Genomic DNA, 21,870 nt, shown 5'->3' with positions numbered 1-21,870 from the left:
CACGATGACCAACAAAACCAATAAATTTTAAACGCAAAAAATCCCCCCTGAACATCAGGGAGGATTTAAAATTAATATTTAAAGAATTAAGCTTCTACTTCTTCTTGTTTCGAAGCTAATAATTTATCGTACTCTTCTTGTGAACCAACAATGATACGTTCATATCCACGTACACCAGTACCTGAAGGAATCAGGTGACCAACGATTACGTTTTCTTTCAATCCAAGCATATTGTCACGTTTACCAGCTATAGCTGCTTCGTTCAATACTTTAGTAGTTTCCTGGAAGGAAGCTGCAGAGATGAATGATTTCGTACCTAATGATGCACGTGTGATACCTTGTAATACAGAACTTGCAGTTGCAGGTCTTGCATCACGAACTTCGATCTGTTTCAAATCTTTACGTTTTAACTGAGAATTCTCATCTCTTAATTTACGTAATGAAAGAATCTGACCTGGTTTCACAGTGTTTGAATCACCAGCTTCAACAACAACTTTTTTGTCATAGATATCATCGTTCTCAATCATGAAGTCCCAACGGTCAACAGAGTTGTTCTCTAAGAACGTAGTATCTCCCGGATCTTCAATATGAACTTTCTGCATCATCTGATGCACGATAACCTCAAAGTGTTTATCATTGATTTTCACACCTTGTAAACGGTAAACCTCTTGTATACCATTTACTAAGTATTCCTGTACAGCCGCAGGGCCTTTAATTGCTAAAATATCCGCAGGAGAAATCGATCCGTCTGATAATGGCATACCAGCTTTCACAAAGTCATTATCCTGAACAAGGATGTGTTTAGACAATGGTACAAGATATTTTTTGATCTCACCATCTTTTGATTCGATAGTCATCTCACGGTTACCACGTTTCACACCACCTAAAGCTACAACACCATCAATCTCGGTTACTACAGCCGGGTTAGAAGGATTACGTGCTTCGAATAATTCAGTTACACGTGGTAAACCACCCGTAATATCCCTTGTTTTACCAGTTGCACGAGGAATCTTAACAAGAATTTGTCCTGTTTTAACTGCCTCTCCATCATCGATAGAAACGTGGGCACCTACAGGAATGTTATACTGTCTGATGACCTCACCTTTTTTATCAACAACTTTTACAGATGGATTTTTAGTTTTATCACGTGTATCAATAATTACTTTCTCACGGTGACCAGTTTGTTCGTCCGACTCTTCACGGAAGGTAACACCTTCAATGATCGCGTCAAATTCAATCTTACCAGCAAACTCAGAGATAATTACCGCATTATATGGATCCCATGAACAAATCTTATCACCTTTAGTAATCTTAGCTCCTTCTTCAACGTACAAGAATGAACCATAAGGGATATTGTTAGTCATGATCACTTTACCAGTACCTTCTTCAACGATTTTAAACTCGCCAGAACGTCCTAATACAATTTGTTTAACACCTTCTTCACCTGTATCGTTTGCTACAGTACGAACGTTTTCAAATTCTATGATACCATCAAACTTCGCATTGATCTGAGATTCAGCTGCAATGTTCGATGCAGTACCACCCACGTGGAACGTACGTAATGTTAACTGTGTACCCGGCTCACCGATTGACTGAGCAGCAATTACGCCGACAGCTTCACCTTTCTGAACACGTTTACCAGTTGCAAGGTTACGTCCGTAACAAAGTGCACAAACACCTCTTTTATTTTCGCAGGTTAATACTGAACGTATTTCTACACCTTCTAAAGGAGACTCTTCGATTGCTTTTGCGATATCTTCATCGATATCATCACCAGCACCTACCAATAATGCACCATCAAGCGGGTTAAATACATCATGCAATGAAATACGACCTAAAATCCTGTCATATAACGGCTCAACAATATCCTCGTTATCTTTCAGGGCAGTAGTGTACATACCTCTTAAAGTACCGCAATCAGCAGAATTTACAATCATATCCTGTGCTACGTCATGTAAACGACGTGTCAGGTAACCAGCATCTGCAGTTTTTAACGCTGTATCCGCCAAACCTTTACGTGCACCGTGGGTAGAGATAAAGTATTCTAATACTGATAGTCCTTCTTTAAAGTTAGATAAAATCGGATTTTCAATAATCTCCCCACCTGAACCTGATTTCTGAGGTTTTGCCATCAGACCACGCATTCCGCAAAGCTGACGAATCTGCTCTTTAGATCCACGTGCTCCAGAGTCAAGCATCATATATACCGAGTTAAATCCTTGGTTATCGCTAGATAACTGAGTCATCACGAATGATGTTAAACGGTTATTGATACGTGTCCAGATATCGATAATCTGATTGTAACGTTCGTTGTTGGTAATGAATCCCATGTTATAGTTATTCCTCACCTCATCAACTTCTGCAGAAGCCTGCTCTAATAAAGCATGTTTCTCTACAGGGATGTTCACATCCATCAAGTTAAATGATAATCCTCCGCGGAACGCCATTTGGAAACCTAATTCCTTAATATCATCAAGGAATCTTGCTGCACGAGCCATACCAGTAATCTTCACTACATGACCAATAATATCTCTAAGAGATTTTTTAGTCAGCAATTCATTGATATAACCCACTTCTTCCGGTACCATTTGATTAAATAATACACGACCTACAGTGGTTTCTGTTAATTTATTAACAATTACACCATCATCACCTTTAACGTTTACTTTCACTTTAATGAAAGCATGAAGATCTAATTGTTTCTCATTGTAAGCAATGATCACCTCTTCCGGAGAATAGAATGATGAATCCTGTCCTTTAACCACACGTCCTTCGTCAGTTCTGCGGCCTTTAGTAATATAATAAAGACCCAAAACCATATCCTGAGATGGAACCGTAATTGGCGTACCATTTGCAGGATTCAGAATGTTGTGTGCGGCTAACATCAACACCTGGGCTTCCAAAATTGCCGCATGACCCAAAGGTAAATGCACAGCCATCTGGTCACCGTCAAAATCGGCGTTGAATGCAGTACACACTAAGGGGTGTAACTGGATTGCTTTTCCTTCAACTAATTTAGGCTGGAAAGACTGGATACCTAATCTGTGTAGTGTTGGTGCACGATTCAGCAGAACCGGATGACCTTTCAATACATTTTCAAGGATATCCCAAACCAAAGGATCTTTTCTGTCAACGATTTTCTTTGCAGATTTAACCGTTTTCACAATACCTCTTTCTATCATCTTACGAATGATAAACGGTTTGAATAGCTCAGCAGCCATATCTTTAGGTAAACCGCATTCATGTAATTTCAGGTTAGGACCTACAACAATTACCGAACGGGCAGAATAATCCACACGTTTACCTAATAAATTCTGACGGAAACGACCTTGTTTACCTTTCAGGATATCTGAAAGAGATTTCAAAGCACGGTTACCTTCAGTTTTTACCGCATTTACTTTACGTGAGTTATCGAACAACGAATCCACAGCTTCCTGCAACATACGTTTCTCGTTACGTAAAATAACCTCTGGTGCTTTAATCTCGATCAGACGTTTTAAACGATTGTTACGGATAATTACACGACGATATAAATCATTTAAATCTGAAGTCGCAAAACGACCACCTTCAAGTGGTACTAACGGACGCAATTCCGGTGGAATAACTGGAACAATCTTAATGATCATCCACTCAGGGTTATTCTCAATACGGGTTCTTGCACCACGGAAAGCCTCAACAACCTGTAAACGTTTTAATGCTTCGTTTTTACGTTGTTGTGAAGTTTCGTTTGCTGCCTGGTGACGTAAATTATAAGATAAAGTATCTAAGTCAATACGTTTCAATAAATCTTCTAATGCTTCAGCACCCATTTTGGCGATGAATTTATTAGGATCTTTATCATCCAAATATTGGTTTTCCTTAGGTAATTTATCTAAAATATCAAGGTACTCTTCCTCAGTCAAGAAATCCATATACTGAATTCCTTCACCTTCCATTAAACCAGACTGAATGACTACATAGCGTTCGTAGTAAATGATCAAATCTAATCTTTTGGTAGGAAGGCCTAATAAATAACCAATTTTGTTAGGTAAAGAACGGAAATACCAGATATGTGCAACAGGAACTACCAAACTGATATGTCCCATACGCTCTCTACGTACTTTTTTCTCTGTTACCTCAACACCACAACGGTCGCAAACAATACCTTTATAACGGATACGTTTGTATTTACCACAGTGGCATTCGTAATCTTTTACCGGACCAAAAATACGCTCGCAAAACAGACCATCACGTTCTGGTTTGTAAGTACGGTAATTAATAGTCTCAGGTTTTAACACCTCACCACTAGAGCGCTCTAAAATAGCCTCCGGCGATGCCAAACTAATGGTAATCGAGGTGAAATTGCTTTTTAATTTATTATCCTTTTTGTAAGACATAGCTCTGTTGTTTGAATTTGAAAATTTAAAAAGCCGGAATGGATAGAGGGCTTAACCTTGTCCATTCCAGCATTAAAAAATTCAACATTAGTCTAACGTAATATCTAAACCTAATCCACGTAACTCATGTACCAGTACATTAAATGATTCCGGTACCCCTGGAGTTGGAAGGTTCTCGCCTTTTACAATTGCTTCATAAGTTTTGGCTCTACCAATTACATCATCAGACTTCACAGTCAGGATCTCTTGTAGAATATTAGCTGCACCGAATGCCTCTAATGCCCAAACCTCCATCTCACCGAAACGCTGACCACCAAACTGGGCTTTACCACCCAATGGCTGTTGTGTAATCAATGAATATGGTCCGATAGAACGTGCGTGCATTTTATCATCAACCATGTGACCCAGTTTCAGCATGTAGATAATACCTACTGTAGTTGGCTGGTCAAATTTCTCACCCGTTAAACCGTTATGTAAATAGGTTCTTCCTGAAGCAGGAACACCAGCTTTAGCGATCCACTCTTCAACTTCATGATGTTTAGCACCATCAAAGATCGGAGTTGCAAATTTCACACCCAATTCTTTTCCGGCCCATGCCAGCACAGTCTCATAGATCTGACCTAAGTTCATACGTGAAGGTACACCCAGTGGGTTCAACACGATATCAACAGGAGTTCCATCATCAAGGAAAGGCATATCTTCATCACGAACGATACGGGCAACAATACCCTTATTACCGTGACGACCAGCCATCTTATCACCTACTTTTAATTTACGTTTTTTAGCTACATAAACTTTAGCCATCTGCACAATACCTGAAGGCAATTCGTCACCAACACTGATGGCAAATTTATCACGTTTGTATGCACCCAGCTCTTCGTTTACGCGGATACCATAGTTATGGATCAATAATTTAATCTGATCATTTTTGTCATCATCAGTTGTCCATTTATATGGATTGATGTGAGCAAACTCTAAATCAGCTAAACTTTTCTGCGTAAACTTAGCACCCTTAGCAAATAACAGTTCCTTGTAAACGTTGAATACACCCTGAGATGTTTTTCCATTTACAATCTGGAACAATTTCTCTACCAATTCGTTTTTAAGGTTCGTTGTAGCCAGGTTATATCTCTTATCCAATTTCTCTATCGCTGCTTTTTCTTCAGCTTTAGTAGTTTTCTTAGCTCTTGAGAATAACTTAGTGTCAATTACCACACCTTTGATTGATGGAGGTGTTTTCAATGATGCATCTTTCACATCACCTGCTTTATCTCCAAAAATCGCACGCAGTAATTTCTCCTCTGGTGAAGGATCAGATTCTCCTTTTGGTGTAATCTTACCAATCAGGATATCGCCTTCTTTAACTTCAGCACCGATACGGATGATACCATTCTCATCTAAATCTTTAGTAGCTTCTTCTGAAACGTTAGGGATATCCGGTGTTAATTCCTCTTCTCCACGTTTAGTATCACGTACTTCTAATTCAAACTCCTCAATGTGTAATGAAGTGAAGATATCTTCACGAACAATACGCTCAGAGATTACAATCGCATCCTCAAAGTTATATCCCTGCCAAGGCATGAACGCAACTTTTAAGTTTCTACCCAATGCTAACTCGCCATTTTCAGTTGCATAACCTTCACATAAAACTTGTCCTTTAACAACTTTCTGTCCTTTTTTAACAATTGGCTTTAAGTTGATACAAGTGTTTTGATTGGTTTTCTTGAATTTGATCAGTTTATATGTTTTACTGTCACCCTCAAATGATACCAAACGATCGTTATCGTTTCTTACATATTTAATAGTGATTTCATTTGCATCTACGTATTCAACAACACCATCGCCTTCAGCATTGATTAATGTTCTTGAGTCACGCGCAACACGGCCTTCCAGACCAGTACCAACAATCGGCGCTTCAGGACGTAACAATGGTACGGCCTGACGTTGCATGTTGGATCCCATCAGGGCCCTGTTTGCATCATCATGCTCCAGGAAAGGAATCAACGAAGCTGCAATCGAAGTAATCTGATTTGGAGCAACGTCCATTAAATCTAATTTCTCCGGCTCAATAATCGGGAAGTCACCCTCATAACGTGCTTTAACACGTGGTGTAGTGAAATTACCTTTATCATCGTATTCCGCATTTGCCTGTGCAATCGTTTTACCATCCTCATCTTCAGCAGAAAGGTAAATCACATCTTCGTCTACAGCTACGATACCATCTTTTACGATTTTGTATGGCGTTTCTATAAATCCTAATGTGTTGATCTTCGCATGAACACAAAGTGAGGAAATCAAACCAATGTTTGGTCCCTCTGGTGTTTCAATCGTACATAACCTGCCGTAGTGAGTGTAGTGAACGTCACGTACCTCAAAACCTGCACGCTCACGTGAAAGACCACCCGGACCTAAAGCTGAAAGACGACGCTTGTGCGTAATCTCCGCCAGAGGATTCGTCTGGTCCATAAACTGTGACAACTGGTTGGTACCAAAGAAGGAATTAATAACCGACGACAAAGTACGGGCATTAATCAAATCTGTTGGCGTGAAAACCTCATTGTCACGAATGTTCATCCGCTCACGGATTGTACGTGCCATACGCGCTAAACCTACACCAAACTGAGCATATAACTGCTCACCTACTGTACGTACACGACGATTTGACAAGTGGTCAATATCATCCACCTCTTCTTTAGAGTTGATCAATTTGATCAGGTATTTTACAATCGCAATAATATCTGCTTTTGTCAATACTTTCACGTGATCAGGCGTATCCATTTTCAACTTACGGTTGATGCGGTAACGACCAACATCTCCTAAGTCATAACGTTTGTCCGAGAAGAACAAACGCTCAATGATACCCCTTGCAGTTTCCTCATCAGGTGGTTCCGCATTACGCAAAGCACGATAGATGTTTTCAACAGCCTCCTTTTCTGAGTTTGATGTATCTTTTTGTAAAGTATTGTATATGATAGTGTAATCAGCCTGACTAGCACCGTCGTCTTTAGATAAAATGATAGTTTTAACGCCAGCATCAATGATCATATCAATATGCTCATCCTCTAAAACGGTGTCCCTATCAAGGATTACTTCGTTACGGTCAATAGAAACAACCTCACCAGTATCCTCATCAACAAAATCTTCAACCCATTTTCTTAATACCCTGGCCGCAAGTTTACGTCCGATGTATTTTTTAAGGCCCGACTTGCTAACTTTTACTTCATCCGCCAAGTCAAACAATTCAAGGATATCTTTATCCGAATCATAACCAATAGCACGCAATAACGTGGTAACAGGGAATTTCTTCTTACGGTCGATATAAGCATACATGACATTGTTTACGTCAGTAGCAAACTCGATCCATGATCCTTTGAATGGAATAACACGGGCAGAATATAATTTAGTTCCGTTAGTGTGACGGCTCTGGCCGAAAAACACACCCGGAGACCTGTGTAACTGAGAAACAATTACACGCTCTGCACCGTTGATCACGAATGTACCTTTAGGAGTCATGTAAGGTATAGTACCTAAATAAACATCCTGGATAATGGTTTCGAAATCTTCGTGCTCTGCATCATTACAAGACAATTTCAATTTTGCCTTTAGCGGAACACTATAAGTTAACCCACGATCAATACACTCTGGTATATCATAGCGCGGTGGGTCAATAAAATAATCAAGGAATTCCAAAACGAAAATATTCCTGGAATCAGTGATTGGAAAATTCTCCGCAAATACTTTAAACAATCCCTCTGTATGACGGTTGTCTGAAGTAGTTTCAATCTGGAAAAATTCTCTGAAGGATTGCAACTGTACATCTAGAAAATCAGGGTAATCTATGATGTGCTTACTACGTGCAAAATTTACTCTCTGGTCGACTTTATTTGCCAAGGTACTAAAGTTAATTTAGTTTAAGAATAAACTATTTGTTTGGTTTGCCGTGAACATCTCACCAACCAAACTTAGATGAAATGTATATAAACAGGTATAGACTCCGACTGTACAGTCGGAGTCTATGTTTAAAGTTATATTGAGATTAAGTGATTACTTAACTTCAACTACAGCTCCAGCTTCTTCTAATTGAGTTTTCAAAGCATTAGCTTCGTCTTTAGAAACACCAGTTTTAACTTCTTTCGGTGCACCATCAACTAAATCTTTAGCTTCTTTCAAACCTAATCCAGTTAAGTCTTTTACCAACTTAACAACTGCTAATTTAGAACCACCAGCTTCTTTCAAGATTACATCGAAAGTAGATTTTTCTTCAGCTACCGGAGCAGCATCACCAGCAGGACCTGCAACAGCAACTGCAGCAGCAGCTGGTTCGATACCATACTCGTCTTTAAGGATTTGAGCTAATTCGTTAACTTCTTTAACTGTTAAGTTTACCAATTGCTCAGCAAACGCTTTTAAATCTGCCATTTTTATAGAGTTTAAATATTTTACGTAAATGTGTTTATTAATATAGAACTTATAAGGTGTTCCTTAACCTTCTCTTTCCTGAAGAGTTTTAACAATTCCTGCGATTTTACCACCACTAGATTTCAGTGCTGAAATAACATTTTTAGCTGGCGATTGTAGCAAGCCAATGATGTCTCCAATAAGCTCTTCTCTTGATTTCAAGCTTACTAATGCATCTAAATGATTATCTCCAACAAAGATCGCTGAGTCGATGTATGCTGCTTTTAACTGAGGTTTATCAGAACCTTTTCTAAGTGCTTTAATTAGTTTAGCCGGGCTATTACCTACTTTAGAGAATAATAGTGCTGACTGGCCTTTTAATGCTTCAAAGATTTCTGAATTATCGCCTTCTAATCCTTCGATCGCTTTTCTGATCAAAGTATTTTTAGCAACCTGCATTTCAATACCGCTTTCGAAACATTTGCGACGGATATTGTTTACTTTCTCAACAGATAAGCTTGATGTATCGGCAATATAGAAATTACCGAATTCCTGCATCTTCTCTTGAAGAGCCGAAACTACTTCGTGTTTTTCTTCTCTGTTCATAATTAAATACCTGCTACTGATTTAGTTTCGATTGCGATTCCAGGACTCATTGTAGAAGACACGTGAATGCTCTTAAAATAAGTTCCTTTTGCTGCAGATGGTTTTAGCTTAGAAATTACCTGAAGTACTTCTAATGCATTTTCATATATTTTTTCTGCTGGGAATGATACTTTTCCTACCGAAGCATGAATGATACCACTTTTGTCAACTTTAAAATCAATCTTACCGCCTTTAACATCAGTTACTGCTTTACCAACTTCGTTAGTTACAGTACCTGATTTTGGGTTTGGCATAAGGTTACGTGGACCTAAAACGCGGCCCAGTTTACCTACTTTTGCCATACAAGCAGGAGTAGTGATAATAATGTCAACATCTGTCCATCCACCTTCAATCTTGGCTACATATTCGTCTAAACCTACAAAATCTGCACCTGCTGCTTTAGCTTCTTCTTCCTTATCAGGATTACAAAGAACTAATACACGTACAGTTTTACCTGTACCATGTGGTAAAGTAGCGATACCACGAACCATTTGGTTCGCTTTACGCGGATCTACACCTAATGAAACATCGATATCAACCGAAGCATCAAATTTAGTTGTAGTGATTTCTTTTACCAAAGCAGCCGCATCCTGTAAAGAATACGTTTTTCCAGATTCTAGTTTAGCATGTGCCTTTTTTTGATTTTTTGTTAATTTAGCCACTGTTGTAAACTGTTTTTTGTTAATTAATTTGTCCAGGGTGCATCGCCGCTAACGGTGATTCCCATACTGCGTGCTGTACCGGCAACCATACTCATTGCCGATTCGATAGTGAAAGCATTTAAATCAGTCATTTTATCTTCAGCAATTGACTTAACCTGATCCCAAGTCACCGAACCAACTTTCTTACGGTTGGGCTCAGCAGAACCACTCGCTAATTTAGTAGCATCTTTTAACTGGATAGCTACAGGAGGGGTTTTGATGATAAATTCGAAAGACTTGTCAGCATAAACAGTAATTACAACAGGTAATACTTTACCAGGCTTATCTTGGGTACGAGCATTAAACTGCTTGCAAAATTCCATGATGTTCACCCCTTTAGCACCCAATGCAGGTCCTACCGGTGGTGATGGATTTGCAGCTCCACCCTTGATTTGTAATTTAACAAGCGCACTGACTTCTTTTGCCATTTTCTGATTTGTTAATTGTAATACTCAATGTTATAATGTTGGAAGCAAGTAACATTTAAGATCTTTATATAATATTTCTATTCTTTTTCAACCTGCATATAGTTAAGTTCCAGAGGAGTTTTACGTCCAAATATCTTAACCATAACTTTCAATTTCTTTTTTTCTTCGTTAACCTCTTCAATTACACCAGTGAAACCATTGAAAGGTCCGTCCATAACTTTGACGTTCTCACCAACATAATAAGCAATGTTCATCGTTTCACCTTGCTGGCTCATCTCATCAACCTTACCCAGAATCCTGTTAACTTCTGCCTGACGCATAGGAACCGGATTTCCACCTTTGTCTCCAAGGAAACCAATTACACTATTTACGTTTTTTATAATGTGCTCTAACTCTCCGTCTAAAGTAGCCTCAATCAAAACATAACCAGGATAAAAGTTGCGTTCTTTCGCAATCTTTTTACCCTCTTTCATTTGATAGTATTTTTCCATAGGGATCAATACCTGAGGAACAAGATGAGAGAAACCCAAACGACTAATTTCAGAATCGATGTATTGTTTTACCTTCTTCTCTTTTCCGCTAACCGCCCTAACTACATACCATTTTAACTGATCGCTCATTTAACTATATTAATTAGAAAGTGATTTATAGAAAGTATCCAAAACAAACGTAGAACCTTTATCCATTGCAAAAATAACAACTGCAATAATAAATGAAGCTACCAGTACCAACACTGCAGAACTTTGAAGTTCTCCCCATGTAGGCCAGGTAACCTTCTGGGTCATTTCTTCATATGATTCTTTAAAAAATTGAACTACACCAGCCATATTTAAGTTTTTGCACGGGAACAAGGATTCGAACCCTGATCAAAGGTTTTGGAGACCTCTATTCTACCGTTGAACTATTCCCGTATTAGTAGCAAAGTACTCAGGAAGTAACGCCTGAGTACTTTGTTTATTATTTAATTACAATCCCTAAGGATGCGTAATTATTTTACAATTTCAGTTACCTGACCAGCACCTACTGTTCTACCACCCTCACGGATAGCGAAACGAAGTCCTTTTTCCATTGCGATTGCGTTGATCAATTTAACATTGATAGTAACGTTATCACCTGGCATAACCATTTCAGTTCCTTCTTGAAGAGTGATCTCTCCAGTAACGTCTGTGGTACGGAAATAGAATTGTGGACGGTATTTGTTAAAGAATGGAGTGTGACGTCCACCTTCTGCTTTTGATAATACATAGATCTCAGCTTTGAAATCTGTGTGAGGAGTTACAGAACCTGGTTTGCAGATAACCATACCACGACGGATATCAGTTTTCTCAATACCACGTAATAACAATCCTACGTTATCTCCTGCTTCACCATAATCAAGGATCTTACGGAACATCTCAACACCTGTTACAGTTGATTTAAGATTTTCAGCACCCATACCCAGGATCTCAACAGGATCTCCTGAGTTGATTACACCACGCTCAATACGACCAGTTGCAACAGTACCACGACCAGTGATCGAGAATACGTCCTCAACAGGCATCAGGAATGGAAGCTCAGTTAAACGTGGAGGGATTGGAATGTAGCTATCTACTGCATCCATTAATTCCATGATTTTAGCAACCCATTTCTCATCACCGTTCAAACCACCTAAGGCAGAACCTTGAATTACAGGGATATCATCACCAGGGAAATCATAGAAAGATAATAATTCACGAACTTCCATCTCTACTAATTCCAGTAATTCAGGATCGTCAACCATATCCACTTTGTTCATGAATACAACTAATGAAGGAACACCTACCTGACGAGCTAATAGAATGTGCTCGCGAGTTTGTGGCATCGGACCATCTGTAGCCGCTACAACGATAATAGCACCATCCATTTGCGCAGCACCAGTAACCATGTTTTTCACGTAATCCGCGTGACCTGGACAGTCAACGTGAGCATAGTGACGGTTAGCTGTTGAATACTCAACGTGAGCTGTGTTGATAGTGATACCTCTTTCTTTTTCCTCTGGAGCAGAGTCAATCGAATCAAATGAACGCGCCTCAGATAAACCAGCATCAGATAACACTTTAGTGATAGCTGCTGTTAAGGTTGTTTTACCGTGGTCAACGTGACCGATAGTGCCGATGTTTAAGTGCGGCTTGCTGCGGTCAAACTTTTCTTTTGCCATGTTTTTATACTTATTAGTAGGTTAACTTTTTATTTTTAATTTATTGTTTTGATACAATTTCAATACAAAAGACCTTGTTCATTCTGTATCAATACAGATTTAACAAAGCCTGTTTATTCTTTATTCCTGAGCCAACGATGGGAATCGAACCCATGACCTCTTCCTTACCAAGGAAGTGCTCTACCGCTGAGCTACGTCGGCTTAAACCATTTCACCAATCTGCCGACGGCTCATTGAGAGCGAAAGACGAGGTTCGAACTCGCGACCTATAGCTTGGAAGGCTATCGCTCTACCAACTGAGCTACTTTCGCTTTTTTTTAAAGTGGGGGGAGAAGGATTCGAACCTTCGAAGTCTTGCGACAACAGAGTTACAGTCTGTCCCATTTGGCCACTCTGGTATCCCCCCATTCTTTCAAACCGCCACAAGAAATAATGCGGGCTTAAAAGAGCCTCCTATCGGGATCGAACCAATGACCTACTGATTACAAGTCAGTTGCTCTACCAGCTGAGCTAAGGAGGCTGGTATAATTTTATTAAACATTCACAGAACAAACCAACTCTTTATGGGTTAACCCCTGTTCCGAATTGGAATGCAAATCTACAAGAATATTTTATACTTGCAAAACTATTTTAAAAAAAAATCCGGGAGTTTTTAAACCACCGGATTTTTCATCAGAGCTTATCAAAATAGTCTCCTAATAATCAGTTACTTCATCCACATTCAGCTTAGCCTTATGCTCAGAAAGTTTTGCTCTTGTTTTATCTTTATGTTTGGTAATTTGCTTTTTTAAGGACTCAATTGATAAATCTGTGGCCTCTTCAAAAGTTTTACATTGCTCTTTCGCAAACAAAACCCCGCCCGGAACACTCAATTTTATTTCACTTATTTTATTTGCCTCATCATCGACATTCTCTAATTTCAAATACACTTCACCATTAATAATCTGATCGTGGAACTGCTCCAGCTTATCAACTTTTTTCTGTATAAAATCTAACAACTTAACATCTGCAGTGAAATGGATCGATTGAACTGTAATTTTCATTTTGTCCTCCTTTTTTTATGCCTTTGGATGGGCTTGTTTATATATTGTTTTTAATCTTTCAATTGAATTGTGTGTATATACCTGCGTAGCCGCTAAACTGGCATGCCCAAGCAATTCTTTAATCGCATTCAGGTCTGCACCCCGGTTTAACAAACTGGTTGCATAAGAATGCCTTAAAACATGGGGGCTCTTCTTATCCTGTGTAGATATAAACGCCAGGTACCTATTGACCAGGTCATATATAAATCGTGGATAAACTGCCGCTCCCTTATTAGTAACGAATAAGCCATCCGTTTTGTTATTAAAATTCTGCAATGATTTTAACTCAATGTACGCTTTTAGCTGAACAGCAAGCTGTTTGGTGATTGGAATAATGCGTTCTTTATTTCTTTTCCCCAAAACCTTCACGGTTTCTTCATAAAAATTAACATCAGCATGCCTGAGTCCGAGCAATTCCGCCAAACGCATTCCGGTACCGAATAAGGTTTCAATCACCATCTTATCGCGAACAGAAGGAAAAGTCTCATCAAAAAATTCTTCCGAATCCAGCAAATCGTCCATTTGCGCTGCGTCAACAAAAACTGGTAAGCGCTTAGGTGCCCTGGGTGCCTTCACTAAAGACATCGGATTGGAGGTAATGAGTTTCATCCGCTGCATATACTTATAGTAACTGCGCAAAGCAGACATTTTACGACCTATAGAATTTGCACCAACCTTATCGTCCATCAGATAAACCATATAATCCCTGATATGTATATACTTCGCCTCCTCTGGTGCCAACTCATAAACCTCTGCCATAAAACTGGTAAACTGCAGGAGATCTGTACGGTATGCCTGTACAGTATGTGAAGAATAGCGCTTCTCCTGTTCTATATATTTCAAGAAGGATTCAACCGTCATTTATGCTGTTATTTTTTTCTGTAATTCAATGTACAAATTTAGTACATATAAAAAAAGCGCTACCGGAATTATCCGGCAGCGCTTAATATATTTAAAATAAAATATACGGAATGAAATTAGATTTTTCCTTCCAGGTGCATATTTTCTTTGTAAATCGCGTGTTTAACTAGTGTACGACGAGCAACAGATTTTTTCTCGTATGCCTGACGACTACGTAATTCTCTTAACACACCAGTTTTTTCAAATTTCTTTTTGAAACGTTTAAGGGCTTTATCAAGTGATTCGCCGTCTTTAATATTAATTATGATCATAACGTTAAAATACCTCCTCTCGTTGTTTTTAGGACTGCAAAGGTAACACAATAAAATTTAATATTTAACATTATTCTTAAATAATTGCTGATTAGAGATTTATGTCCCGGCGACCTACGCGGCGTATAAAAGAAAACCGGTGTGTTTGCACACACCGGTTGGTAAATTATATTTGGTTAGAATATTATTATTGGGTATTGTTGGATAGACTATTTATTTAATATTTCTCTTGCAATCACTATTTTTTGTATTTCAGAAGTTCCCTCCCCTATCGTACACAATTTGCTGTCACGGTAAAACTTCTCTACCGGAAAGTCCTTGGTATACCCATAGCCGCCAAAGATCTGTACTGCTTCCGTAGCAGCTCTTACTGCGACTTCCGAAGCAAAGTATTTGGCCATGGCAGACTCTTTAGTCATTTTCATCCCGCGGTTCTTTAAATCCGCAGCCTGCCTGATCAGCAATTCAGCAGCTTCAATTTCAGTCGCCATATCCGCAAGTTTAAAGCTGATGGCCTGAAAACTGGAGATCGGTTGCCCGAACTGATGTCTTTCCTGTGCATAAGCCAAAGCCGCTTCGTATGCGCCTTTTGCAATTCCCAGGGAAAGTGCAGCAATGGAAATTCTGCCTCCATCTAAAACTTTCATTGCCTGTTTAAACCCGTCACCAACATTACCTAATAAGTTGGCTGCCGGAACACGACAATTATCAAATATCATTTCTGTAGTTTCGGATGCACGCATCCCTAACTTATTTTCTTTTTTACCGGCAGAAAAACCAGGTGTACCCCGCTCAACAACAATCGCAGAAATACCTTTCGAATCCCCCTTTTCTCCTGTACGGACCATTACTACTGCTATGTCCCCGGATTTACCATGGGTAATCCAGTTTTTAGCACCATTTAACACATAATGATCACCATCAAGGGTCGCTGTAGTCATCATCCGCAAGGCGTCAGAACCTGTATTCGCTTCCGTTAATCCCCATGCGCCAATCCATTCAGCCGTCGCCAGCTTACTCAGCCATTTATGCTTTTGCTCTTCAGTACCAAAAGCAAGGATATGCCCGGTACATAAAGAATTATGCGCAGCAACAGATAAACCAATTGATCCGCATACTTTGGAAACCTCCACAATCACGTCTACATATTCCTGGTATCCCAGTCCTGATCCTCCATAGATCTCAGGAACAAGCACGCCCATTAATCCAAGATCTCCCAGTTTCTTGAAAACTTCCACAGGAAAATATTGCGCTTCATCCCATTCCATCACATTTGCACGAATGTTCTTCTCTGCAAAATCCTTCACCATTCCTCTAATCATCTCCTGATTTTCCGAGATACTAAAGTTATATCCTGTTTCCTGCGTTAACATATCCTGCATATTTATCTGTCAATGCACAAGTATAGAAATTATCTTTGCTTCCATAACAATTGATTATTTGCTGCTGAGTAGAACGAAATGGTATTCAGTCTATTTATATGACCAGACCGATACAGGCACCGAAAAAAAAGAAATAATATTTTAAATATTTTTTTGATCAGTACGAAGCCAATGCAAAATTATTCGGAGAAAAAACTTTCAGGCGCTCATTTCCATTCAAAAATGCCAGTGCAATAATAAAGGAATAGCCTTCAACAACAGCGCCCAGTTGTTCAATCAGTCGGGATGCCGCCACTACCGTTCCGCCGGTAGCCAGCAGATCATCATGGATCAAAACACGCTGGCCCGGTAAAATTGCATCTTCATGCACTTCCAGTGTTGCACTGCCATACTCCAGGTCGTACGACTGCTGTATAGTTTTATAAGGCAATTTACCTGCTTTACGGATCGGCACAAAAGGAACATTTAAAAGATGTGCCAATGACATGCCGAATAAAAAGCCTCTGCTTTCTATCCCCGCTACAACGTCAATCTTCAATTCTGAAAGCTGAGCGGCAAGGGCCTCAATGATCTCGCGACATAAGCCTGCATCCTTTAATATAGGTGTAATGTCTTTAAAAACGATTCCGGCTTTTGGGAAATCATTCACATCGCGAACGGTTTGCTTAATTTTTGTTTCAATCATACTAAAAGGAAAAATACGGTTCCAGTCTCTCCACATCAGTTGCGGAAAGAATAGCCACCTTTTTTAAGTCAGCAATATTACTATAATTTCCGTGTTGTTTCCTATATTGTAGGATTGCATTTATCTGTTTACTCCTCAGATAAGGATGATTTTTCAGCGTTTCGTAAACAGCTGTATTCAGATTAACCTTTACCACCTTCGCTTCATCTACATACACCTGGTCTTTAATCTCCTGAAACTTCAGACTATCCAGTCCAAATACTTCCAACAGCTGCTCTTTTTTGTAGAATCCACCCAGCCTGTCACGATAGCTGACAATCCGCCGGGCGAAAGCCGGACCTATACCTTTTATTTTATCCAGCTCAAGTGTATCAGCGGTGTTGAGCGCAATAAGCACTGCTACTGTTTTTTTAATCCGGGCGGGCAACTTATTTATATAGGTGCTATCTCTGCTCCCGGCAATCACCACATAAGGAAGCAGCTCTTCATACAAAGCGGCACTAATCGTATACATCTTCTTTAAGTCTTCGGGCTTGTAAAATTTACCTCCTTTAGATCTGTAATTCACAATTGCCGCAGCCTGCTTAGGGGATAAACCCAATTGCTGCCATTGCGCTGCACTAATCAGGTTGGGATCGAATTTAAACAAGATTGGTCTTTTAGTCCTGTCTGCACCAGCTTTGTTATTCCGCCAGTCAGACTGCTCCTCTGCCATCATCATCGTCAGCTCCTGAATTGCCTTACGATCGCCTGCCGACTGCTCCGCCACCCTCCACCTGTCTTCCAGGAGGTAAGGCAGCAGGGAAATAAAAGCCACCAGCGTAACCAGTATCAGCAAGCCGTTAAATTCCCTTTTGGAGAAACTAAAGTACATGTTAAGCCATTTTCTCATGTCCCTCTAATGTACTACCGTTATTTAGAAATATAAATCTTATTTTTGAGATCGAAGTTTTCTACTATTAAATATTTTATGAAGATCATAACCACCAAAGAATTTGCAAAAGCCACTAAAATCGATAAACTGGGAGTACCAGGCCTGGCCGCTTTGCTCATGGAAGTGATGAAGCTGAACGATATCAACAAGGTTTTCTCTCAGAATCAACACTTCAATGGTTTAGAATTTGTAGATAAGATACTGGAAACGATTGGTGTTTCCATTGATTTTGATGAAGACGATCTGCGTAATATTCCTAAAACCGGTGGTTTCATTGCCATCGCAAATCATCCTTATGGCGGTGTAGAAGGTCTGGCACTGGTGAAGTTGTTATGTACAGTAAGACCCGAAGCGAAAGTAATGGTCAACTTTATCCTGCAGAAAATTCCTAACCTGAATGAGTTTTTTGTCGCGGTTAACCCCTTCGAAAATGTACAGCACTCTTCAAGTATCAGCGGACTCAAAGCTACTTTCGACCTGCTCCAGAATGGTATCCCTATCGGGATATTCCCTGCAGGGGAGGTTTCTACGTTCAGCCTGGATAAACAGGAGATTACCGACCGGTTATGGCATCCTGTAGTTGGAAAGCTGATCGCAAGATCCAAAGTACCTGTAGTGCCGATCTATTTCCATGGCAATAACGGTGTATTATTCAATATCCTTAGTTTTATACACCCTACACTGCGTACAGCAAAACTACCTTCAGAATTTTTAAACAAACAAGGTTTAAAAATAAAAGTCAGAATAGGGAAACCTATCCATATCCAGGATATTTCTTACCGCAACAATACCAATAAGCTGCTGGACTTCCTGCGCGCACGTACCTATGCATTAGGTACAGGCATTGAAGAGGAAAAGAAATTGTTTAATCCTATCAACCTGTTTAAAATAAAGAAGAAACCGGAGCCAGTGGTAGAGGAGACCTCCAGAGAAAGTCTGACCGAAGAAATCGGACAACTGGAAGCCTATAGGGTATGGACCGAAAAACAGTACGAAGTTTATATTTCTCCTACGGCCAATATCCCAAATGTATTAAGGGAAATAGGCAGATTGAGGGAAATTACTTTCCGTGAAGTGGGAGAAGGTACAAATAAGAAGATTGACCTGGACAACTATGATATCTATTACCATCATCTCTTTATATGGGATAAAGAATTACAGAATATTGTGGGCGCCTACCGCATTGGTAAAGGAGATGAAATTCTGAATACCATGGGTAAAAGAGGATTTTATCTTTCTGAACTCTTCAAGATCAAAGAACCTTTCTATCCTATATTACGCCAGGGTATAGAACTGGGCCGCTCCTGGATCCGTAAAGAATACCAGCAAAAAGCTTTGCCCCTGTTCCTGTTATGGAAAGGTATTCTAAAATACCTGCTGGATAATCCACAATACCGTTATATGTTTGGTCCGGTAAGTATCAGTAATAATTTCTCCAAGTTTTCCAAATCACTGATTGTCGACTTTATTACGAAAAATCACTTCGATTATGAACTTGGCCATTATGTGAAACCACGAAACAAGTTCAAAGCAGATCTGTCTGCTATAGATAAGGACCTGCTGATTGAAAGCAGTGAATCACTCAAAGATCTGGACGGACTGATCTCTGATATCGAAAACTCACATATCAAGATTCCCGTGATGTTAAGACAATACATGAACCTGAATGCAAAGATTATCTGTTTCAATATAGACCCTAAGTTTTCTGATTGTCTTGATGGCTTCCTGGTTGTGGATATGCAGAGTATTCCACCAGAGATGTTAGAGAAAATCGGTAAAAACTTTTAAATAATCCATCATTTTCAATCTTCCTTGCATAACAAAAGGCGGGAAGGTTGAAAACAATAGGAATCATTCATTATTTAGCCTGTTTCATCAGGCGCTTCAATTCAGCTACTGCTTTCTGCAATTCAGCCACCTCGTCCTTCAAAGCCTTTAATTCACGCTGCTGAATAACAATCAACTCATCATGTTCCTGCCATCCTTTTAATAGCGGAACTGTCATCGACTGATAATTCAGAGAAAGCGTTTTCCGCGCATCAGTATCTACCTTAATCAGTGAAGGAAAAAATTCCTGCACATTTTGTGCGATAAACCCGATCTGATGCAGCTCAACATCACTGCGGTCATACGACACAGCATGAATTCTCCTCAGGCTTTCAGACACTTCTGGTATATTCACAATGTTTTTCTTGATTCTGATATCGGAATTGGCAGTAACATCCCCCGTAGCCTTTATATCCCCATTTACAATCACCTGGCCGGTTACCGTAAGTTCAGAATTAACATCCAGAAAAGTGAATTTCCCTTTTTCAGGAGTCAGGTTACCAATTAGTGTACCGTCGATCACCCCTTTGGTAATCTCTACCGCATCTTTATTCTGAATGGATAAATTGCCCAGGCCAAGATTTGTTCTTGCATCTTCAGCCGTAATAGCCCCTGTCCCCCCCTTGTCGATCGGTACAATCGTGGTAGAGCTTCCTCCTCCAAACTGGGCGTCGGTCCAGTTCACGTTGGCAACGCCACCTTTCAACTGGTATAACTTCGCATCTGCAATCACATAAACCAGCATTCCTTCACTTCTCCTTGCGGGAGTGATATTATCCCTTTCCAAAACAGTAGCCACAGAACGAAAGCCCCCCTTGCCGTAGATTTCATTGTGTGTAGGATATTTATCAGATAAATCATTAGGCTCCACCGCTCCAATCACCTTTACTTGTGCGGAGGCTGAAGCTACAGTCAGCCCGGTTATTAAACAAAGTGTATAAATTAGTTTCATCGCTATCTTATTATGTATGGTATATTTTATTGTACAGAGAATGTCAAACCCGCAGCGGTATTGTCTTTTTGAACCCAGATTACATAATCTGTTGTTCCCCCACTGGCATTGGTAAATGACTGTGTAAATTTATCAAAAGCACCCGTTGAGTCGTTCACGCCCACAGTGATTTTAGAGCCACCCCAGACTGCAGGGTAAGCAATGACCAGCTTCTGAGGACCAGTTGGTGTTGACGACAAATTCGTTGCTGCTGCACTGGTAGCAAACGCACTGCCTTTCAAAGCAAGAATTTGTGCATTGGTCGGAATAAAACTCACCCCATCATCTCCTCCGCTTACAAAACCCCAGTATCTTTTCCACTGGAAGCTGATACTGGCCTGCGCTGATGCTGTTTTATTGTCTGATGTTTTTACACTCATTACAAAACTCTTATTCGTTTTATTGACTACGCTTGCTGTAGCAGTCCCGGTGACAGTGGCCCCGGCAGCGGGACTTGCAGTAAAAACATTCTTCCCGTCTACAATAATTTCGGTGATGGGTTCAGTCTGAGCCGCCCTTCCAGCAGTCCAGCTCAGGGTCACCGCAGTATTGCCATCAGCACCCATTTCAATCGTTCCCGAGGGACTGGCACTTAATGCAGCAGATGGCCCCAAAGAAGGATAAAAAACTGCCTCTATCCATTTGGCCAGATCATTCGTTCCTGGATTAACCCCCGTATAATAAGCCCCGGTAATCGGGCGACTCCCATTAAATTCACCAACAGCACCACCGCCACCGGCCCCACCAAAAACTACCCAATTTGTATTATTGGCCAAAGCAGTTTCCTCATCTGCACAGATCAGCTGGTAGGTTTTAGGTTTACCTGTGCCATCATCCATTACTGTACACAGCATGCCAGGCTGACGACGTACTACAGTAATCGCATCACGCGCGGCTATCGTAGCCACCTGGTGATGCCCTCCTTTTGCATCATTCGTGTAAATAATTACTTTCCCTTCCATAGGAATTAATGGATTACCCACAAATTGAGCATTAGCTATTCCCGGAGCTAAAAATACCAGTGCCATCACCGCAGCCCTGATATACCCTTTCCATTTTTGTTTGATCTGCAT

The 21,870-nt window shown here is 40.1% G+C and carries 18 protein-coding genes and 5 tRNA genes; 1 reads left to right on the top strand and 22 read right to left on the bottom strand.

What is annotated here, in order from left to right:
- Window positions 1-86: 86 nt before the first annotated feature.
- From rpoC to OQX62_RS03690, 20 genes are all read right to left on the bottom strand, one after another.
- The gene (gene rpoC, locus OQX62_RS03785; protein ID WP_265830059.1) at window positions 87-4,376 is read right to left on the bottom strand and encodes a DNA-directed RNA polymerase subunit beta'; all 4,290 of its coding nucleotides are present in this window, start codon (window positions 4,374-4,376) and stop codon (window positions 87-89) included.
- An 87-nt stretch (window positions 4,377-4,463) separates the two neighbouring features.
- Window positions 4,464-8,267: a DNA-directed RNA polymerase subunit beta gene (rpoB, locus tag OQX62_RS03780; protein WP_265830058.1), complete on the bottom strand. Its 3,804-nt coding sequence runs from the start codon at window positions 8,265-8,267 to the stop codon at window positions 4,464-4,466.
- A 153-nt stretch (window positions 8,268-8,420) separates the two neighbouring features.
- Window positions 8,421-8,795, bottom strand: a complete 375-nt coding sequence (gene rplL / locus OQX62_RS03775; protein WP_265830057.1) for a 50S ribosomal protein L7/L12 — start codon at window positions 8,793-8,795, stop codon at window positions 8,421-8,423.
- 63 nt (window positions 8,796-8,858) lie between these two features.
- Entirely contained in the window at window positions 8,859-9,380 is a 522-nt protein-coding gene (gene rplJ, locus OQX62_RS03770; protein WP_265830056.1) for a 50S ribosomal protein L10, read from the bottom strand.
- 2 nt (window positions 9,381-9,382) lie between these two features.
- Window positions 9,383-10,081: a 50S ribosomal protein L1 gene (gene rplA / locus OQX62_RS03765; RefSeq protein WP_265830055.1), complete on the bottom strand. Its 699-nt coding sequence runs from the start codon at window positions 10,079-10,081 to the stop codon at window positions 9,383-9,385.
- A gap of 23 nt (window positions 10,082-10,104) precedes the next feature.
- Window positions 10,105-10,548 (bottom strand): 50S ribosomal protein L11, encoded by a 444-nt coding sequence (gene rplK / locus OQX62_RS03760; RefSeq protein WP_037443979.1) that lies wholly within the window; start codon window positions 10,546-10,548, stop codon window positions 10,105-10,107.
- A gap of 77 nt (window positions 10,549-10,625) precedes the next feature.
- Entirely contained in the window at window positions 10,626-11,168 is a 543-nt protein-coding gene (gene nusG, locus OQX62_RS03755) for a transcription termination/antitermination protein NusG (protein WP_265830054.1), read from the bottom strand.
- Window positions 11,169-11,177: 9 nt separating this feature from the next.
- A complete protein-coding gene (gene secE / locus OQX62_RS03750; protein WP_265830053.1) occupies window positions 11,178-11,375 on the bottom strand; it encodes a preprotein translocase subunit SecE in 198 nt (65 codons plus the stop codon).
- A 13-nt stretch (window positions 11,376-11,388) separates the two neighbouring features.
- Window positions 11,389-11,459, bottom strand: a tRNA-Trp gene (locus tag OQX62_RS03745).
- Window positions 11,460-11,536: 77 nt separating this feature from the next.
- The gene (gene tuf, locus OQX62_RS03740; RefSeq protein ID WP_183865814.1) at window positions 11,537-12,724 is read right to left on the bottom strand and encodes an elongation factor Tu; all 1,188 of its coding nucleotides are present in this window, start codon (window positions 12,722-12,724) and stop codon (window positions 11,537-11,539) included.
- Window positions 12,725-12,853: 129 nt separating this feature from the next.
- Window positions 12,854-12,925 (bottom strand) — tRNA-Thr (locus OQX62_RS03735).
- A gap of 37 nt (window positions 12,926-12,962) precedes the next feature.
- Window positions 12,963-13,035: transfer RNA gene (locus OQX62_RS03730), tRNA-Gly, on the bottom strand.
- A gap of 12 nt (window positions 13,036-13,047) precedes the next feature.
- Window positions 13,048-13,130: transfer RNA gene (locus tag OQX62_RS03725), tRNA-Tyr, on the bottom strand.
- Window positions 13,131-13,171: 41 nt separating this feature from the next.
- A tRNA-Thr gene (locus OQX62_RS03720) sits at window positions 13,172-13,244 on the bottom strand.
- A 175-nt stretch (window positions 13,245-13,419) separates the two neighbouring features.
- On the bottom strand, window positions 13,420-13,767 hold the full coding sequence (hpf, locus tag OQX62_RS03715) for a ribosome hibernation-promoting factor, HPF/YfiA family (RefSeq protein ID WP_265830052.1): 348 nt from the start codon (window positions 13,765-13,767) through the stop codon (window positions 13,420-13,422).
- A 15-nt stretch (window positions 13,768-13,782) separates the two neighbouring features.
- Window positions 13,783-14,667, bottom strand: a complete 885-nt coding sequence (locus tag OQX62_RS03710; protein ID WP_265830051.1) for a tyrosine-type recombinase/integrase — start codon at window positions 14,665-14,667, stop codon at window positions 13,783-13,785.
- Window positions 14,668-14,783: 116 nt separating this feature from the next.
- Window positions 14,784-14,978, bottom strand: coding sequence for a 30S ribosomal protein S21 (rpsU, locus tag OQX62_RS03705; protein WP_041878250.1), 195 nt, complete (start codon window positions 14,976-14,978; stop codon window positions 14,784-14,786).
- Between the two features lie 209 nt (window positions 14,979-15,187).
- Complete coding sequence (locus OQX62_RS03700) at window positions 15,188-16,351, bottom strand: acyl-CoA dehydrogenase family protein (protein ID WP_265830050.1); 1,164 nt, start codon at window positions 16,349-16,351, stop codon at window positions 15,188-15,190.
- Window positions 16,352-16,517: 166 nt separating this feature from the next.
- Window positions 16,518-17,045: an adenine phosphoribosyltransferase gene (locus OQX62_RS03695; protein ID WP_265830049.1), complete on the bottom strand. Its 528-nt coding sequence runs from the start codon at window positions 17,043-17,045 to the stop codon at window positions 16,518-16,520.
- A gap of 1 nt (window position 17,046) precedes the next feature.
- Window positions 17,047-17,937: a ComEA family DNA-binding protein gene (locus OQX62_RS03690; RefSeq protein WP_265830048.1), complete on the bottom strand. Its 891-nt coding sequence runs from the start codon at window positions 17,935-17,937 to the stop codon at window positions 17,047-17,049.
- A 78-nt stretch (window positions 17,938-18,015) separates the two neighbouring features.
- On the opposite strand from OQX62_RS03690, the gene OQX62_RS03685 reads away from it, so the two are divergent.
- Window positions 18,016-19,767 carry a lysophospholipid acyltransferase family protein gene (locus OQX62_RS03685; protein ID WP_265830047.1) on the top strand — a complete coding sequence of 584 codons (1,752 nt, stop codon included), beginning with the start codon at window positions 18,016-18,018 and terminating at the stop codon, window positions 19,765-19,767.
- A gap of 70 nt (window positions 19,768-19,837) precedes the next feature.
- On the opposite strand, the gene OQX62_RS03680 is transcribed toward OQX62_RS03685, so the two are convergent.
- Together OQX62_RS03680 and OQX62_RS03675 are read right to left on the bottom strand one after the other, a co-directional pair.
- Entirely contained in the window at window positions 19,838-20,758 is a 921-nt protein-coding gene (locus OQX62_RS03680; protein ID WP_265830046.1) for a tail fiber domain-containing protein, read from the bottom strand.
- A gap of 26 nt (window positions 20,759-20,784) precedes the next feature.
- The gene (locus tag OQX62_RS03675; RefSeq protein WP_265830045.1) at window positions 20,785-21,870 is read right to left on the bottom strand and encodes a hypothetical protein; all 1,086 of its coding nucleotides are present in this window, start codon (window positions 21,868-21,870) and stop codon (window positions 20,785-20,787) included.

It is taken from the genome of Pedobacter sp. MR2016-24 (genome assembly GCF_026239655.1).
GTDB lineage: Bacteria > Bacteroidota > Bacteroidia > Sphingobacteriales > Sphingobacteriaceae > Pedobacter.
Note: the sequence above shows the minus strand (reverse complement) of the source record. Positions and strands in the feature narration are given on the sequence as shown.

Coding starts and splice junctions, on each gene's coding strand:
- hpf (WP_265830052.1), bottom strand. CDS start 13,767: ATGAAAATTACAGTTCAATCGATCCATTTCACTGCAGATGTTAAGTTG.
- rpsU (WP_041878250.1), bottom strand. CDS start 14,978: ATGATCATAATTAATATTAAAGACGGCGAATCACTTGATAAAGCCCTT.
- OQX62_RS03675 (WP_265830045.1), bottom strand. CDS start 21,870: ATGCAGATCAAACAAAAATGGAAAGGGTATATCAGGGCTGCGGTGATG.
- OQX62_RS03710 (WP_265830051.1), bottom strand. CDS start 14,667: ATGACGGTTGAATCCTTCTTGAAATATATAGAACAGGAGAAGCGCTAT.
- tuf (WP_183865814.1), bottom strand. CDS start 12,724: ATGGCAAAAGAAAAGTTTGACCGCAGCAAGCCGCACTTAAACATCGGC.
- OQX62_RS03680 (WP_265830046.1), bottom strand. CDS start 20,758: ATGAAACTAATTTATACACTTTGTTTAATAACCGGGCTGACTGTAGCT.
- rplK (WP_037443979.1), bottom strand. CDS start 10,548: ATGGCAAAAGAAGTCAGTGCGCTTGTTAAATTACAAATCAAGGGTGGA.
- secE (WP_265830053.1), bottom strand. CDS start 11,375: ATGGCTGGTGTAGTTCAATTTTTTAAAGAATCATATGAAGAAATGACC.
- OQX62_RS03690 (WP_265830048.1), bottom strand. CDS start 17,937: ATGAGAAAATGGCTTAACATGTACTTTAGTTTCTCCAAAAGGGAATTT.
- OQX62_RS03700 (WP_265830050.1), bottom strand. CDS start 16,351: ATGTTAACGCAGGAAACAGGATATAACTTTAGTATCTCGGAAAATCAG.
- rpoC (WP_265830059.1), bottom strand. CDS start 4,376: ATGTCTTACAAAAAGGATAATAAATTAAAAAGCAATTTCACCTCGATT.
- OQX62_RS03685 (WP_265830047.1), top strand. CDS start 18,016: ATGAAGATCATAACCACCAAAGAATTTGCAAAAGCCACTAAAATCGAT.
- nusG (WP_265830054.1), bottom strand. CDS start 11,168: ATGAGCGATCAGTTAAAATGGTATGTAGTTAGGGCGGTTAGCGGAAAA.
- rplL (WP_265830057.1), bottom strand. CDS start 8,795: ATGGCAGATTTAAAAGCGTTTGCTGAGCAATTGGTAAACTTAACAGTT.
- rplJ (WP_265830056.1), bottom strand. CDS start 9,380: ATGAACAGAGAAGAAAAACACGAAGTAGTTTCGGCTCTTCAAGAGAAG.
- OQX62_RS03695 (WP_265830049.1), bottom strand. CDS start 17,045: ATGATTGAAACAAAAATTAAGCAAACCGTTCGCGATGTGAATGATTTC.